The sequence below is a fragment of the Mesorhizobium sp. WSM4837 genome (assembly GCF_055811435.1).
Genome location: NZ_JBVVQE010000002.1, coordinates 1 through 14,252, shown reverse-complemented (window position 1 = coordinate 14,252; position 14,252 = coordinate 1). Strand labels below are relative to the sequence as shown.

The following is a 14,252-nucleotide window of genomic DNA, read 5'->3' as shown; positions in this document are numbered from 1 at the left end:
GATTGGCGAACCATCAATGAGAGCGTCCCCTCTCCCGTCTCTATACGAGGAGAGGATGCCGGCAGGCAGGTGAGGGGCAGCGCAAACCTGAAGCCGGTTGGCGGCCACAAAAGGCGACTTGCTCTTTCAGTCGACCAACGATAAAAGACGGGTCTTCCTTCCCGTCATGCGCCGCCCCATTCATCGCTTCGGCCGCGCCCGGCATTTGTCGCATCCCGCCGATATTTTCCCCATACTTACTCACTCAGAGTCCGTCTAATGATGCAAGAAATGAAACTCACAGAGTTCAAGAACAAGAAACCGCCAGAGCTGATCGCTTATGCCGAATCGCTCGAGGTCGAGAACGCCAGTGTCATGCGCAAGCAGGAACTGATGTTCGCGATCCTGAAGCGGCTGGCGACCCAAGATATCGAGATCATCGGTGACGGCGTCGTCGAAGTGCTGCAGGACGGGTTTGGCTTCCTGCGCTCGGCCAATGCCAATTACCTGCCAGGCCCGGACGATATCTATATCTCGCCGTCGCAGATCCGCCGGTTCTCGCTGAAGACCGGCGACACCGTCGAGGGCCCGATCCGCAGCCCGAAGGAGGGCGAGCGCTATTTCGCGCTGCTCAAGGTCAACACGATCAATTTCGACGACCCGGAAAAGATCCGCCACAAGATCCATTTCGACAATCTGACGCCGCTTTACCCGACCTCGCGGCTGAAGATGGAAATGGACGTTCCGACCTCGAAGGACATCTCGGCCCGCGTCATCGACCTGGTGGCGCCGCTCGGCAAGGGCCAGCGCGCCCTGATCGTGGCGCAGCCGCGCACCGGCAAGACGGTGCTGTTGCAGAACATCGCCCATTCGATCACCACCAATCATCCCGAATGCTACCTGATCGTGCTGTTGATCGACGAGCGGCCGGAAGAAGTCACCGACATGCAGCGCTCGGTGAAGGGCGAGGTCGTCTCCTCGACCTTCGACGAGCCGGCGGTGCGCCACGTCCAGGTCGCCGAAATGGTGATCGAGAAGGCCAAGCGCCTGGTCGAGCACGGGCGCGACGTCGTCATCCTGCTGGATTCGATCACCCGCCTCGGCCGCGCCTACAACACCGTGGTGCCGTCGTCCGGCAAGGTGCTGACCGGCGGCGTCGACGCCAATGCGCTGCAGCGGCCGAAGCGCTTCTTCGGCGCCGCCCGCAACATCGAGGAAGGCGGCTCGCTGACCATCATCGCCACCGCGCTGATCGACACCGGCAGCCGCATGGACGAGGTCATCTTCGAAGAGTTCAAGGGCACCGGCAATTCGGAAATCGTGCTCGACCGCAAGGTGGCGGACAAGCGCATTTATCCGGCCATGGACATCCTCAAGTCCGGCACCCGCAAGGAAGATCTTTTGGTCGCCCGCCAGGACCTGCAAAAAATCTTCGTGCTGCGCCGCATCCTGGCGCCGATGGGCACCACCGACGCCATCGAGTTCCTCATCGACAAGCTCAAGCAGACCAAGACCAACGCGGATTTCTTCGATTCGATGAATACGTAAGGGGCTGGCGCCTCTTGCCTTCTCCCCCGGTGGGAGAAGGTGGATCGGCGCAGCATCCCCTCTCCTATCCGCGCCGCAACCGACGCTCGAGTTCCTCGGCGTCCGTTATCACCGGCAAGCAGACCTGCCCCGTGCACAGCCAAGCGCCGGGCTTGCTCGTTGGCGGCAGAACGCCGTCTGGCAGCAACGGCAGGTTTGTCGCCGAGCCGACCGGCACGATCGTGTCGATCCGGCGCGGGTCCGGATTTCGATTCGCAACCGGAACAAGCCCCGGATTCTCTGGGCTATCCACCAGCACCAGCTTCAACGGCTCGAGTGCCAAGGCACAGGCGTTGACGATTCCCGCCTGGCCATAGGCCTGATGCACCGCCCGGCCGGCCGCGTGTTCGGCGACCTTCCAGGTTTTTTCCTGCAATTCGGGAGCGCCGGAAAGCGACGACAACCGGACCATGGCCTCGATGATCTGGCTGGTGGCTGACGGAATGGCCTCGTCGGCATCGCCCCTGATGCGGATCGGCACGTCGCTGCTGTCCGACGCGGTGAGATAGTAGCCGGTGTTGTTCTCATCACTATGCCATTGGTCGAGCTGCGCGATGAATTGGCCGGCCAGTTCGGCATAGCTCGATGTGCCGGTAGCCTCGAACAGCGAGATCGCGGCGTTGGCCATGGCGGCGTAGTCGCTCGACAGCGCCGGAAACAGCTTCTTGGCGCCTAGCATCGAATGTGGCAGGCGACCGTCTCGACCGGCACTGGCAATGGCGGCAAAGGCCTGTTCCGCTGCCTCGATCCAGTCGATCCGTTTCAGCGCGCGCCCGGCTTCGGCGAGAGCGGCGATCACCAGGCCGTTCCAGTCGGTCAGGATTTTTCCGTCGCGCCCGGGCCTGACGCGCTGCTCCCTGGCTGCCAGCAGTTTTTCTCTGAGCGCAACGAGCCGGTCGCGATCGGCGATGCTTTGTGTTTGCTGGGCCGCAGTCCGGTGGATGATCGGCTTGCCCTCCCAGCCTTGCGGGCTGGAAAGCGTGAAGTATTGGAAAAACAACGCCGATTCGTCACCGAGAGCAGTTTCGATCTCATCCCTGCTCCAGGTGTAGAACAACCCCTCCTCGCCCTCGCTGTCGGCGTCCAGGCTGGCAGCGAATGCGCTGCCTTCGACGCGCATCTCGCGCAACAGCCAGTCGACCGTCTCTTCGATTCGTATCCGGAACAATTCGTTGCCGGTTGCCGCATAAGCCCAGTTGCACAGCCGGATGAGCTGTGCGTTGTCGTAGAGCATCTTTTCGAAATGCGGCACCAGCCATTCGGCATCGGTCGAATAGCGGCTGAGGCCGCCGCCGACATGGTCATAGATGCCGCCTGCCAGCATCTTTTCGAGGCTGAGCAGGACAGCGTCGCGGTGGGCTGTGGCGCCGTCGCGCAGCCAGGACAGCCACAGCGTCTGCATGAACGGCGCATTGGGGAATTTGGGCGCGCCGCGCAGGCCGCCCAGATCCCTGTCGATCATGCCGTCGACGCCGTTGGCGAGTGTCGCGAGCGTGTCGCGGTCGAGCACCGCCTTGGCATGGCTGCCCGCCAGCCGCGCCTCGACATGCGTGGTCAGGCCGTCGGCGCTTTGGTTAACGCTTCCTTTCTTCTCCCGCCACGCCTTGTCGACCGCCTCCAGCACCTGGACGAAACCCGGGCGGCCGTAGCGGGCCTCGAGCGGAAAATAGGTGCCGCCCCAGAAAGGTTTTCCATCCGGCGTCAAAAACATGGTCAGCGGCCATCCGCCCTGCTCGCCCATCGCCGACAATGCGGCCATATAGATCTGGTCGATGTCCGGCCGCTCTTCGCGATCGACCTTGATATTGACGAACAGACGGTTCATGACGGCGGCGACGTCGCCGTTCTCAAAACTTTCGTGCGCCATGACATGGCACCAGTGGCAGGCGGCGTAGCCGACTGAGAGCAGGATCGGCCGCTCGAGCGCCTTGGCTTCGGCGAGAGACGCCGGCGACCACGCCCGCCAATGCACCGGGTTGCCGCTGTGCTGCTGCAGATAGGGGCTGGCCTCTTCGGCAAGCAGGTTTTTCGCGGGCAACGTCACTGTTGATAACTCGGCAATCTGTTGGTGAACAAGCGAAGCTAGGGCGGTTGTGCTGGGTCGGCAAATGATTTCAGGTAATTCCATTGTTGCCCTGTCGAGCGGCCGCCTGCCCGCCGGGGTTGCCGTGATCCGCATTTCCGGCCCGCAAAGTCGATTCGTCGTAGAAACGATTGCTGGCCCCAAGGTCAAGAACCGTGTTGCCGCCTATCGCCAGTTCAGGGCGCCGGACGGATCGGTGCTCGACAGCGGGCTGGTCGTTTTCTTTGCCGGCCCAAACAGCTTTACCGGCGAGGATGTCGCTGAATTCCACGTCCATGGCGGGCGGGCCGTGGTGGCGAAGATGCTGGAGGTGATCGCCGGCTTCGACGGCGTCAGACATGCCGAGCCGGGCGAGTTCACCCGCCGCGCCTTTCTCAATGGCAAGGTCGATTTGGTCGAGACCGAGGCGCTGGCCGATCTCGTCAATGCCGAGACTGAGGCGCAGCGGCGTTTTGCCGTCCAGAATGCCGAAGGCGTGCAGAGCGAGCTCTACCTCGCCTGGCGCCGCCGGCTGATTCATGCGCGCGCGATGATCGAGGCAGAAATCGATTTTGCCGACGAAGACGATGTGCCCGGTTCCGTTGCAGAGACGGTCTGGTCCGACGTCCGCGCGATGATCGGCGAGATCGAGCGTCATGTCCAAGGCTTCCGGGCCGCCGAAATCATCCGTGACGGCTTTGAGGTCGTCATTCTTGGCGCGCCGAACGCCGGCAAATCGAGCCTGTTCAACGCTTTGGTCCGGCGCGATGCGGCGATCGTCACCGAGGAGCCCGGCACCACCCGCGATCTGCTCGAGGTGGTGCTGGACCTGGAGGGGATGCGCATAAGAGTGACCGATACCGCCGGCCTGCGCGATACGCCCGGCAGGATTGAGGCGATCGGCATCGAAAGAGCAAGGAGCAAGGCCGGCACTGCCGATTTGTTGCTGATGCTGGAGGATATGGTGGAGCCGGTGCCGATCGGCGCAATACCACCTGATGTCCCGGCCTTGAGGATCGGGACGAAGGCCGATTTGCTGCGGGATGAATCGCTTGTGGCGCGCTACGACGCGGTTATCTCGACCAAGGACGGCACCGGGCTGGCGGAATTGCTGGTCGAGATCGGCCGTCGCGCCGCAGCGCAGGTCGGCCAGGCCGGTGAGATCCTGCCTTCGCGGCTGCGGCACGTCGAACTGCTCAACGAGACGAAGCACTTCCTGCTGGTGGCAGCGGCAGAGCATGGACGCGGGCAGGAACTGCGGGCAGAGGAATTGCGGCTGGCGGCGGATCGGCTTGGCCGCATCATTGGGGCGGTCGATGTCGAGGACATGCTCGACGTCATCTTTGCGCAGTTCTGCATCGGCAAATGACTCACGTGAAACATTGCGGGCCGGCCAGCTCTGGGTGATTCACGTGAAACACCACGCGATTAGCTCGAAGGCATTGTTTCACGTGAAACGATCCACGGTCCCCGAGGCGGGATCGAATTTCAGACTTAGCGCTGCCCTCATTGCCCTGCCGGGCATTTCTCCCCGTCTAGTGACGGGGGAAAGACACAACCGTCGACGGTTTCCCAATCACCAGCGTTGCAAAAGACCCGTCGTTGCTGCGGCTAGCCCGCTTCTCCCCGTCACTATACGGGGAGAAGGTGCCGGCTTGACACCACGTCCTGACGGGGACATGTGTCGGTCAACCTGAATCTGGAACCCTAAAAATGACCGATCACTATGATGTGGTTGTGGTGGGCGGCGGCCATGCTGGTTGCGAGGCGGCCAGTGCTGCCGCGCGCGCTGGCGCGAAGATTGCCCTGGTGACGCTGCGCTTCGAGACGATCGGCGTCATGTCGTGCAATCCGGCGATCGGCGGGCTCGGCAAGGGCCATCTGGTTCGCGAGATCGATGCCATGGACGGGCTGATGGGGCGCGTCGCCGATGCGGCCGGCATCCAGTTCCGTCTGCTCAACCGCCGCAAGGGCCCGGCAGTTCGCGGGCCGCGGACGCAAGCCGACAGAAAACTCTATCGGCTCGCCATGCAAGCGGCGATACGCGAACAGGCCGGCCTCGACGTGGTCGAGGGCGAGGTCCTGGATTTCGAAATCGCCAATGAGCGCCTGGCGGCGGTGCTGCTGGCGGATGGCCGCCGGTTTGGCTGCGGCGCCGTGGTGCTGACCACCGGCACTTTCCTGCGCGGGCTGATCCATATCGGCGAGAAGAAGATCGTTGCCGGCCGCATGAACGAGCAGGCCAGCCTCGGCCTGTCGGCGACGATGAGCCGCGCCGGCTTCAAGCTCGGACGGCTGAAGACCGGCACGCCGCCGCGGTTGGACGGACGAACGATCGATTGGGCGTCGCTGGAGAGCCAGGCGGCGGATGACGACCCGGTGCCGTTCTCGCTGATGACCGACCGCATCGACAATCCACAGATCCATTGCGGCATCACGCGCACGACGGCGGCTACACATGAGCTGATCCGCGCCAATCTGGGCCGTTCGGCGATGTATTCCGGCTCGATCGAAGGGGTGGGGCCGCGTTACTGCCCGTCGATCGAGGACAAGATCGTCAAGTTCGGCGACCGCGAAGGCCACCAGATTTTTCTCGAGCCGGAAGGGCTGGACGACGATACCGTCTACCCGAATGGCATTTCGACCTCGCTGCCCGAGGACGTGCAACTCGACATTTTGAAGACCATCCCGGGTCTGGAACGTGCAACGATGCTGCAGCCCGGCTATGCCATCGAGTACGATCATGTCGATCCGCGCGAGCTCAAGCCGACGCTGGAAACCAAGCGGATCGCCGGTCTTTTTCTGGCCGGGCAGATCAACGGCACCACCGGTTACGAGGAGGCGGGGGCGCAGGGGTTGTTGGCCGGCCTCAACGCCGCGCGCAAAACGTCGGCAAGCGACCAGATCGTGCTCAGCCGCACCGAGGCCTATATCGGGGTGATGGTCGACGACCTGACCAGCCGTGGCATCGCCGAACCGTATCGGATGTTCACTTCGCGGGCCGAGTTCCGGCTGTCGCTGCGCGCCGACAATGCCGATGAGCGGCTGACGCCGCTGGCGATCAAGCTCGGGATAGCCTCGCAGGAGCGGATGCAACGGTTTAGCGATATCGTGCAGAACCTTGAAAATGCGAGGGACCTTGCGCTTGGCTTCACCATGACCCCGAATGAAGCGGCGCGTCATGGGCTGGAGATCAACCGGGACGGGGTGCGCCGCTCGGCCTATGAATTGCTGGCCTATCCCGGCGTCGACGTCGCTTGGCTGGCCCGGATCGCCCCGCAGTTTGCGGGCATTGACAGCAAAACGGCAGAGCGCCTTGAAACGGAAGCGAAATATTCAGTCTATCTCGACCGCCAGCAAGCCGACGTCACGCAGATCAGGCAAGAGGAGAGCCGATTGATCCCGGCGTCGCTCGACTTTGCTTCCGTTCCGGGCCTGTCCAACGAGCTGAAGCAAAAGATGCTGTCGGGCCAGCCGCGCTCGATCGCCGACGCACAGCGTATGGAAGGCATGACGCCGGCGGCACTGGCAATCATTGTCGCGCATGTCCGCAACGCCGAGGCTGCCACGCGAAGGAATGTTGCGTGAGCGCTGCCTCATGGGCCGGCCTGCAATCGGCTGCCGGTCCGGTTTCACGTGAAACATTCGAACGCCTGGTAGAGTTCGAGACGGTCTTTCAGAAATGGAACCGCCGGATAAACCTGGCGGCGCAGTCGACGCAGGGCGACGTCTGGCGCCGCCACATCCTCGACAGCGCGCAGCTGGCGCGAATCAAACCAGACGCGAAGCGCTGGCTCGATCTCGGCTCCGGTGGCGGTTTTCCCGGCCTGGTGCTGGCGTTCCTGTTTGCCGAGCGCGACGGCGCCAGCATCGACCTGGTTGAAAGCAATCGGAAAAAGGCATCGTTCCTGCAAGCAGTCGTCGGCCAGTTCAACCTGCCGGCCAGGGTCGTCGCACGGCGCATCGACGACGCGTATCCGTTTGTTTCAACACCTCAAATCGTTACCGCCAGAGCGCTGGCGTCGCTTCCGGTGTTGCTCGAACTGGCGGCGCCGTGGCTGACGACGGGCACCTGCGGCCTGTTCCACAAAGGCCGGGATTACCGAACCGAATTGGCAGAAAGCGCTCAACGATGGTCGTTCGATCTGGTAGAACATGCCAGCGCGACCGACGCTCATGGCGTCATCCTCGAACTGTCTGATTTGCGCCAACTGACTTAGATCGGCGACCTCGGCATGAATTTCTGGCATAGACCCATGATGAAGAATGGCCCCCGAATCATCACCGTAGCCAACCAGAAGGGCGGCGTCGGCAAGACGACGACCGCCATCAATCTGGCCACGGCGCTGGCGGCGATCGGCGAGCGGGTGCTGATCGTCGATCTCGACCCGCAAGGCAACGCCAGCACCGGTCTCGGCATCGACCGGCGCGACCGCACCGTTTCCTCCTACGACGTGCTGACCGGCGAGCTCGATCTGGAGGCGGCGGCGATCCCGACGGCGGTGCCGGGACTGTCGATCGTGCCGTCGACGCTCGACCTGCTCGGCATCGAAATGGAGATCGCCTCGGCGCCGGACCGGGTGCTGCGGCTGCGCAACGCCTTGAGCGCCTCGGCCGAGCGCTCGGCGAATTTTGGCTATGTGCTGATCGATTGCCCGCCGTCGCTCAATCTGCTGACGCTGAACTCGATGGCGGCAGCCGATTCGGTGCTGGTGCCGCTGCAATGCGAGTTCTTTGCGCTCGAGGGCCTGAGCCAGCTTTTGGAGACGGTCGAGCAGGTCCGCCGCTCGATCAATCCCGAGCTGACCATCCAGGGCATCGTGCTGACCATGTTCGACGGGCGCAACAACCTCGCCAACCAGGTGGTGCAGGACGTGCGGGCGCATATGGGCGACAAGGTCTATGAAACCGTCATCCCGCGCAATGTGCGCGTCTCCGAGGCGCCGTCCTACGGCAAGCCGGCGATCCTCTACGACCTCAAATGCTCCGGCAGCCAGGCCTATCTGCAGCTTGCCTCCGAGGTGATCCGCCGCGAGCGCAAACTGCGCGCCGCTTAGAAGCCGAATTGATACCGAAACGATCTGGACAGACGATGAGCGAAGACCTTTCGAGAAAAAGACTGGGCCGGGGACTGGCGGCGCTGATCGGCGAAATCGATCGTCCGGCAGTAGTGGAAAAGCCGGGCATGAATGCCGACGGCAAGGTGCCGATCGAGTTCCTTAGCCCGAACCCAAAGAATCCACGCCGGCATTTCGGCGACGCCGACCTGACCGATCTTGCCCAGTCGATCCGCGAACATGGCGTGGTGCAGCCGGTGGTGGCGCGGCCATCGCCGACGCAGGCTGGCCGCTACGAGATCATCGCCGGCGAGCGGCGCTGGCGCGCCGCGCAGCGCGCCGGGCTGAGCGAGATCCCGATCATCGTGCGCGATGTCAACGATCGCACCGCGCTCGAGCTGGCGATCATCGAAAACGTCCAGCGCACCGACCTCAATCCGGTCGAGGAGGCGATGGGCTACCAGCAGCTGATCGACGATCACGGCTACACCCAGGCCGATCTCGGCCAGGTGATCGGCAAGAGCCGCAGCCATGTCGCCAACACGCTGCGGCTGTTGAAGCTGCCGGACGTGATCCGCGACATGCTGGTCGACGGCGCGCTGTCGGCCGGCCATGCCCGTACATTGGTGACGGCGCAGGATCCGGTGGGCCTGGCCAAGCGCATCGTCGAGGACGGGCTTTCGGTGCGCCAGGCCGAAGCGCTGGCGCAGATGCCGGCGGGTGCGCCGACGGTGAAGCGACAGCCTGCAGCACCGGTGCAAAAGGATGCTGATACGCGGGCGCTGGAAAAGTTCATGACCGACACGCTCGGCATGTTCGTCACGATCGAGCACAACGAGCGCGGCGGCGTGATCAGCGTCGCCTATCGGACGCTGGAGCAACTCGACGAGCTTTGCCGGCGGCTGAAGCAGGAGCAGTAGTTAGCCGGCAAAGAGCCTAGGGGGTCCCGCTTGCTTTAGACGAGGATCGGCGACCTTATAGGCTACCTGCTCCAGCGTTTGCGCCGCCCCTCACCTGCCTGCCGGCATCCTCTCCCCGTATAGTGACGGGGAGAGGGGGCTGTCATCGACGGCTTCGCCAATCACCAACGTTGCAGATAAGAGGCCGGCAGGGCAATGAGGGGCGGCGATTGCCAGCCCTTCCCTTTTCCAGCGCCGGTGATTGGCGAAATCGTCGAGGCTGCTGATCTCCTCCCTGAGGGGGAGATGGCCGGCAGGCCAGAAGGGGTCGCCTCACATCAAGCGCCGGCACCTTGCTGAAGCGAAGAAGATGTCGGCGCTCCACGCGCTGCGACCCCCTCTGTCGCCTTCGGCGACATCTCCCCCTCAAGGGGGGAGATCAGGTGCGCGCCAGTCTTGCGCTCTCCACGGCGATGCCGAGCAGCGCCTGTCGGGCCAGCGCGACCGCGAGGTCCGGCCGGCGCCGGGTCTGCAGCACCGCCGTCTGCAGGCGGTTGAGCGCGCGGGCGAGCGCCTCGCTGCTCCAGCGTTCGAGGGCTTTTTCGACCAGCTTGCGCCGCGCGAAAAAAACCGGCGGGCGCGCCGCGGCGACGACCGAAGCGGCGTTGCGGCCGCCGGCGTCCATCAGGCCGCGCATTGCCTGGATCGCCTGCAGCTGCCGCATCGCCGACGACAGCACCAGAAATGCCTGGCCGCCGGACTGGCAGTGACGGGTGAAGGCTATGTCGAAGTCGCCGACCTTGCCGTCGAGCAAAGCATCGACGGCGTCATCGAAGGACAGGCCAGAGACGTCGCCCGACGTCGCCTTGACGTCATCGAGGCCGATTTCGCTCTGGCCGTGGGCATAGAGCACCAGCTTTTCGATCTCGCCGCGCGAGGCCAGCCGGTCACCACCGAGGTTGCGGCGCAGCGCCTGGCGGGCTTCCAGCGTCATCGACATGCCGGCCTTGCGCAATTCGTCGTCGATGACCGTATCGATGTCCCGCGCCTCGTCGGTGTAGCACGGCAGCGCCATGGCAATGTCCGCCGCCTCGACAATGGCGCGCAGCCCGACGCCCTTCTTCAGGTCGCCGGCCTCGATCAGGATAATGGCGTCACGCGGCGGCTCCGCGGTCAGCGCCTTGACGTCGTCGGCAAGCGCCTTCTGGCCGGACGCATTGCGCACCCAGAGCAGGCGCCGGTCCGAAAACATCGGCACGGTGCGGGCCTCGTCGAGCAGGCGGCCCTCGTCGCGATCGACTTCCGAACCGTCCAGCCTGACCACGGAGAACGGATCGTCGAGCGGCAGGCCGGTCTTGCCGGCAAAGGCGCGGGCGCGCTCGGCGACCAGCCCGCGATCGGGCCCGTAGAGCAGGACGATCGAGACACGCGGGTCCGGCCGCGCCAACCACGAATCGACCTCGTAACCTTTCTTCTGTGCCATGGGTTATGGGTTAGCATGATGCGGGCGCCGGGTGAAACGATAGGTGGGCAATCGCTGCGGACAAACGTTGAGGAGCGTGATCCCCCCACAAGGGGGAAGATTGGCAGCTCCGGCCGCCGTGCTCAGCCTCAATCCGAGGCCTTGTCCAATCTGGCGGGAAACCCGGCGCAATCATGCGCCAAATTGCGCGCAGAGCCGGAAGATCGACAAGAAATTTCGCTGACATATCTTCATCCTGGCTAGTGCTGCTGCCGGCGCGGTGGTTGGCCGGAAGCCTTGCCCGACGAATTGGCACTGGTCTCCCGGTGTGCAAGTATCTTGGCCGGGCAACATGGGAGGACGAAGGTCATGGCCGATGCGGGAATGTTGCGCTTCCATGTGCCGGAGCCCGAGGTGCGACCGGGCGGAACGCCGGATTTTTCTGATGTGACCATCCCCAAGGCCGGCTCGGTGCCGCGTCCCGAGATCGATGTCGATCCGCGTGATATCCGCGACCTGGCGTTTTCGATCATCCGCGTGCTCAACCGCGCCGGCGAGGCCGTCGGGCCGTGGGCCGGGCTGCTTTCCGACGACGAGTTGCTGGAAGGCCTGCGCCACATGATGACGCTGCGCAGCTTCGACGCGCGCATGCAGATGGCGCAGCGCCAGGGCAAGACTTCCTTTTACATGCAGCACCTCGGTGAAGAGGCGGTGAGCTGCGCCTTTCGCAAGGCGCTGGCGCCGGGCGACATGAACTTTCCGACCTATCGGCAGGCTGGCCTGCTCATCGCCGACGGCTATCCGATGGTTACGATGATGAACCAGATCTATTCGAACGAGGCCGACCCGCTGAAGGGCCGGCAGCTGCCGATCATGTATTCGTCGAAGGAGCATGGTTTCTTCTCGATCTCCGGTAATCTGGCGACGCAATATATCCAGGCAGTCGGCTGGGCGATGGCTTCGGCGATCAGCAATGATTCGAAGATCGCCGCCGCCTGGATCGGCGACGGCTCGACGGCCGAGTCCGACTTTCATTCGGCGCTGGTCTTCGCCTCGACCTACAAGGCGCCGGTGGTGCTCAACGTCGTCAACAACCAGTGGGCGATCTCGACCTTTCAGGGCATTGCCCGCGGCGGCTCCGGCACATTTGCCGCCCGCGGCCTCGGCTTCGGTATTCCGTCGCTTCGGGTCGACGGCAACGATTATCTCGCCGTCCACGCGGTGGCCAAATGGGCGGCGGAGCGGGCGCGGAAAAATCTTGGGCCGACGCTGGTCGAATATGTCACCTATCGCGTCGGGGCGCATTCGAGTTCCGACGATCCGTCGGCCTACCGGCCGAAGGCCGAATCCGACGCCTGGCCGCTCGGCGACCCGATCGTCAGGCTGAAGAACCATCTCATCCAGCGCGCTGTCTGGTCGGACGAGCGCCACACCCAGGCCGAGGCGGAAATCCTCGAAACGGTGATCGCGGCGCAAAGGGAGGCCGAGCGCCACGGCACGCTGCATGCCGGCGGCAAGCCTTCGACGCGTGACATGTTCGAGGGCGTCTATGGTGAGATGCCGCCGCATCTCAGACGCCAGCGCCAGCAGGCGGGGGTCTGACCATGCCAAGACGGACCATGATCGAGGCGATCCGCGACGCCATGGACGTCTCGATGGGGCGCGACGAACGCGTCATCGTGTTCGGCGAGGATGTCGGTTTTTTCGGCGGCGTGTTTCGCTGCACCCAAGGCCTGCAGGCGAAATACGGCAAGAGCCGCTGCTTCGACACGCCGATCAGCGAAGCCGGTATCGTCGGCTCGGCCATCGGCATGGCCGCCTACGGCCTGAAACCTTGCGTCGAGGTGCAGTTTGCCGACTATGTTTATCCGGCCTATGACCAGATCGTCTCGGAGGCAGCGCGGCTGCGCTACCGCTCGAACGGCGATTTCACCTGCCCGATCGTGGTCAGGATGCCGACCGGCGGCGGCATTTTTGGCGGCCAGACCCACAGCCAGAGCCCGGAGGCGCTGTTCACGCATGTCTCCGGCCTGAAGGTCGTCGTGCCGTCCAATCCGCATGACGCCAAGGGTCTTCTGATCGCGGCGATAGAGGATCCCGATCCGGTGATCTTCCTCGAGCCGAAGCGGCTCTACAACGGCCCGTTCGATGGCCATCACGAGCGCCCGGTGACGCCGTGGTCGAAGCATGAGCTCGGCGAGGTCGCCGACGGGCATTATACGGTCCCGCTCGGCCGGGCGGTGATCCGCCGGCCGGGCGCCGCTGTCACCGTGCTGGCCTACGGCACGATGGTCTATGTCGCGCAGGCGGCGGCCGAGGAGACCGGCATCGACGCCGAGATCATCGATCTGAGGACGCTGCTGCCACTCGATCTCGAGACGATCGTCGACTCGGTCAACAGGACAGGTCGCTGCGTGATCGTGCACGAGGCGACGCTGACATCCGGCTTCGGCGCCGAGCTGTCGGCGCTGGTGCAGGAAAACTGCTTCTACCATCTGGAAGCGCCCGTGGTGCGGGTCGCCGGCTGGGACACGCCCTATCCGCATGCGCAGGAGTGGGACTATTTCCCCGGTCCGGCCAGGCTCGGCCGCGCGCTCGTCGAAACGATGGAGGCCTGACGATGGCAGGCAGAGCCTCGGACCAATTGCCAATGGTGGCGCCGCCCCTCATCCGCCTGCCGGCACCTTCTCCCCGTGCAGACCGGGGAGAAGGGACTGGTCGCCACGCCGGCGATCCCCAACTCCCCGTTTTTCACGGGGGTCCGAAGGACGGGCGAGACAAGCGGCTCGCCCCGGAATGGGCAGGGGTGAGGGGCAGCGCAAACGCTTCGGTAGAGGGGACCTGACGATGGGCGAATATGTGATCAAGCTGCCCGATGTCGGCGAAGGCGTCGCCGAGGCCGAACTGGTCGAATGGCAGGTCAAGGTCGGCGATCTCGTGCGCGAGGACGCGGTGCTTGCCGCCGTCATGACCGACAAGGCGACGGTCGAGATTCCTTCGCCAGTCGACGGCGAGATCGTCTGGCTGGGTGCGGAGATCGGCGACACGGTGGCGATCGGCTCGCCCATTGTACGCTTGAAAGTGGCCGGCGAGGGCAATGTGAAGGCAGCTGCGGAGCCGGGTGGCGAGGCGGCCGCCAAGAGCACCGACCGCAGTACCCCAACCCCTGGCCCCTCCCCACAAGGGGGAGGGGGACGCGCCCAGGC

Annotated in this window: 11 protein-coding genes; 9 read left to right on the top strand and 2 right to left on the bottom strand. The window is 64.2% G+C overall.

The genetic code is table 11. From position 1 onward, the window contains the following. Positions 1-261 precede the first annotated feature (261 nt). Positions 262-1,527, top strand: coding sequence for a transcription termination factor Rho (gene rho / locus AC0L3D_RS01440; RefSeq protein WP_027153631.1), 1,266 nt, complete (start codon positions 262-264; stop codon positions 1,525-1,527). 64 nt (positions 1,528-1,591) lie between these two features. Here rho and AC0L3D_RS01435 read toward each other — a convergent pair whose 3' ends face one another. Next, on the bottom strand, positions 1,592-3,610 hold the full coding sequence (locus AC0L3D_RS01435; protein WP_473626655.1) for a thioredoxin domain-containing protein: 2,019 nt from the start codon (positions 3,608-3,610) through the stop codon (positions 1,592-1,594). 64 nt (positions 3,611-3,674) lie between these two features. Between AC0L3D_RS01435 and mnmE the strand changes: the two genes are divergently transcribed. The 5 genes from mnmE to AC0L3D_RS01410 all read left to right on the top strand — a co-directional run bounded on the left by mnmE (position 3,675) and on the right by AC0L3D_RS01410 (position 9,605). Then, positions 3,675-4,997: a tRNA uridine-5-carboxymethylaminomethyl(34) synthesis GTPase MnmE gene (mnmE, locus tag AC0L3D_RS01430; RefSeq protein WP_473626652.1), complete on the top strand. Its 1,323-nt coding sequence runs from the start codon at positions 3,675-3,677 to the stop codon at positions 4,995-4,997. A 344-nt stretch (positions 4,998-5,341) separates the two neighbouring features. Beyond that, positions 5,342-7,216, top strand: a complete 1,875-nt coding sequence (gene mnmG / locus AC0L3D_RS01425) for a tRNA uridine-5-carboxymethylaminomethyl(34) synthesis enzyme MnmG (RefSeq protein WP_473642772.1) — start codon at positions 5,342-5,344, stop codon at positions 7,214-7,216. Further along, positions 7,213-7,848: a 16S rRNA (guanine(527)-N(7))-methyltransferase RsmG gene (gene rsmG / locus AC0L3D_RS01420; protein ID WP_473642770.1), complete on the top strand. Its 636-nt coding sequence runs from the start codon at positions 7,213-7,215 to the stop codon at positions 7,846-7,848. Before mnmG ends, rsmG begins: the two co-directional genes overlap by 4 nt. A 36-nt stretch (positions 7,849-7,884) precedes the next feature. Then, on the top strand, positions 7,885-8,685 hold the full coding sequence (locus AC0L3D_RS01415; RefSeq protein ID WP_473536365.1) for a ParA family protein: 801 nt from the start codon (positions 7,885-7,887) through the stop codon (positions 8,683-8,685). 35 nt (positions 8,686-8,720) lie between these two features. After that, positions 8,721-9,605 (top strand): ParB/RepB/Spo0J family partition protein, encoded by an 885-nt coding sequence (locus tag AC0L3D_RS01410; RefSeq protein ID WP_473626649.1) that lies wholly within the window; start codon positions 8,721-8,723, stop codon positions 9,603-9,605. Positions 9,606-10,023: 418 nt separating this feature from the next. Here AC0L3D_RS01410 and holA read toward each other — a convergent pair whose 3' ends face one another. Beyond that, positions 10,024-11,067: a DNA polymerase III subunit delta gene (holA, locus tag AC0L3D_RS01405; protein ID WP_473522975.1), complete on the bottom strand. Its 1,044-nt coding sequence runs from the start codon at positions 11,065-11,067 to the stop codon at positions 10,024-10,026. 348 nt (positions 11,068-11,415) lie between these two features. On the opposite strand from holA, the gene AC0L3D_RS01400 reads away from it, so the two are divergent. The 3 genes from AC0L3D_RS01400 to AC0L3D_RS01390 form a co-directional block, all read left to right on the top strand. Next, positions 11,416-12,648, top strand: coding sequence for a thiamine pyrophosphate-dependent enzyme (locus tag AC0L3D_RS01400; RefSeq protein WP_473626647.1), 1,233 nt, complete (start codon positions 11,416-11,418; stop codon positions 12,646-12,648). A gap of 2 nt (positions 12,649-12,650) precedes the next feature. Beyond that, the gene (locus AC0L3D_RS01395) at positions 12,651-13,664 is read left to right on the top strand and encodes an alpha-ketoacid dehydrogenase subunit beta (RefSeq protein ID WP_027153639.1); all 1,014 of its coding nucleotides are present in this window, start codon (positions 12,651-12,653) and stop codon (positions 13,662-13,664) included. 229 nt (positions 13,665-13,893) lie between these two features. Then, the coding region (locus AC0L3D_RS01390) for a biotin/lipoyl-containing protein (protein ID WP_473642769.1) at positions 13,894-14,252 on the top strand (359 nt) is incomplete at its 3' end.

Bases quoted from the DNA above. Each gene is read 5' to 3' on its own strand.
- mnmG (WP_473642772.1), top strand. From the start codon at position 5,342: ATGACCGATCACTATGATGTGGTTGTGGTGGGCGGCGGCCATGCTGGT.
- rho (WP_027153631.1), top strand. From the start codon at position 262: ATGCAAGAAATGAAACTCACAGAGTTCAAGAACAAGAAACCGCCAGAG.
- AC0L3D_RS01395 (WP_027153639.1), top strand. From the start codon at position 12,651: ATGCCAAGACGGACCATGATCGAGGCGATCCGCGACGCCATGGACGTC.
- AC0L3D_RS01410 (WP_473626649.1), top strand. From the start codon at position 8,721: ATGAGCGAAGACCTTTCGAGAAAAAGACTGGGCCGGGGACTGGCGGCG.
- AC0L3D_RS01400 (WP_473626647.1), top strand. From the start codon at position 11,416: ATGGCCGATGCGGGAATGTTGCGCTTCCATGTGCCGGAGCCCGAGGTG.
- AC0L3D_RS01415 (WP_473536365.1), top strand. From the start codon at position 7,885: ATGATGAAGAATGGCCCCCGAATCATCACCGTAGCCAACCAGAAGGGC.
- mnmE (WP_473626652.1), top strand. From the start codon at position 3,675: ATGATTTCAGGTAATTCCATTGTTGCCCTGTCGAGCGGCCGCCTGCCC.
- holA (WP_473522975.1), bottom strand. From the start codon at position 11,067: ATGGCACAGAAGAAAGGTTACGAGGTCGATTCGTGGTTGGCGCGGCCG.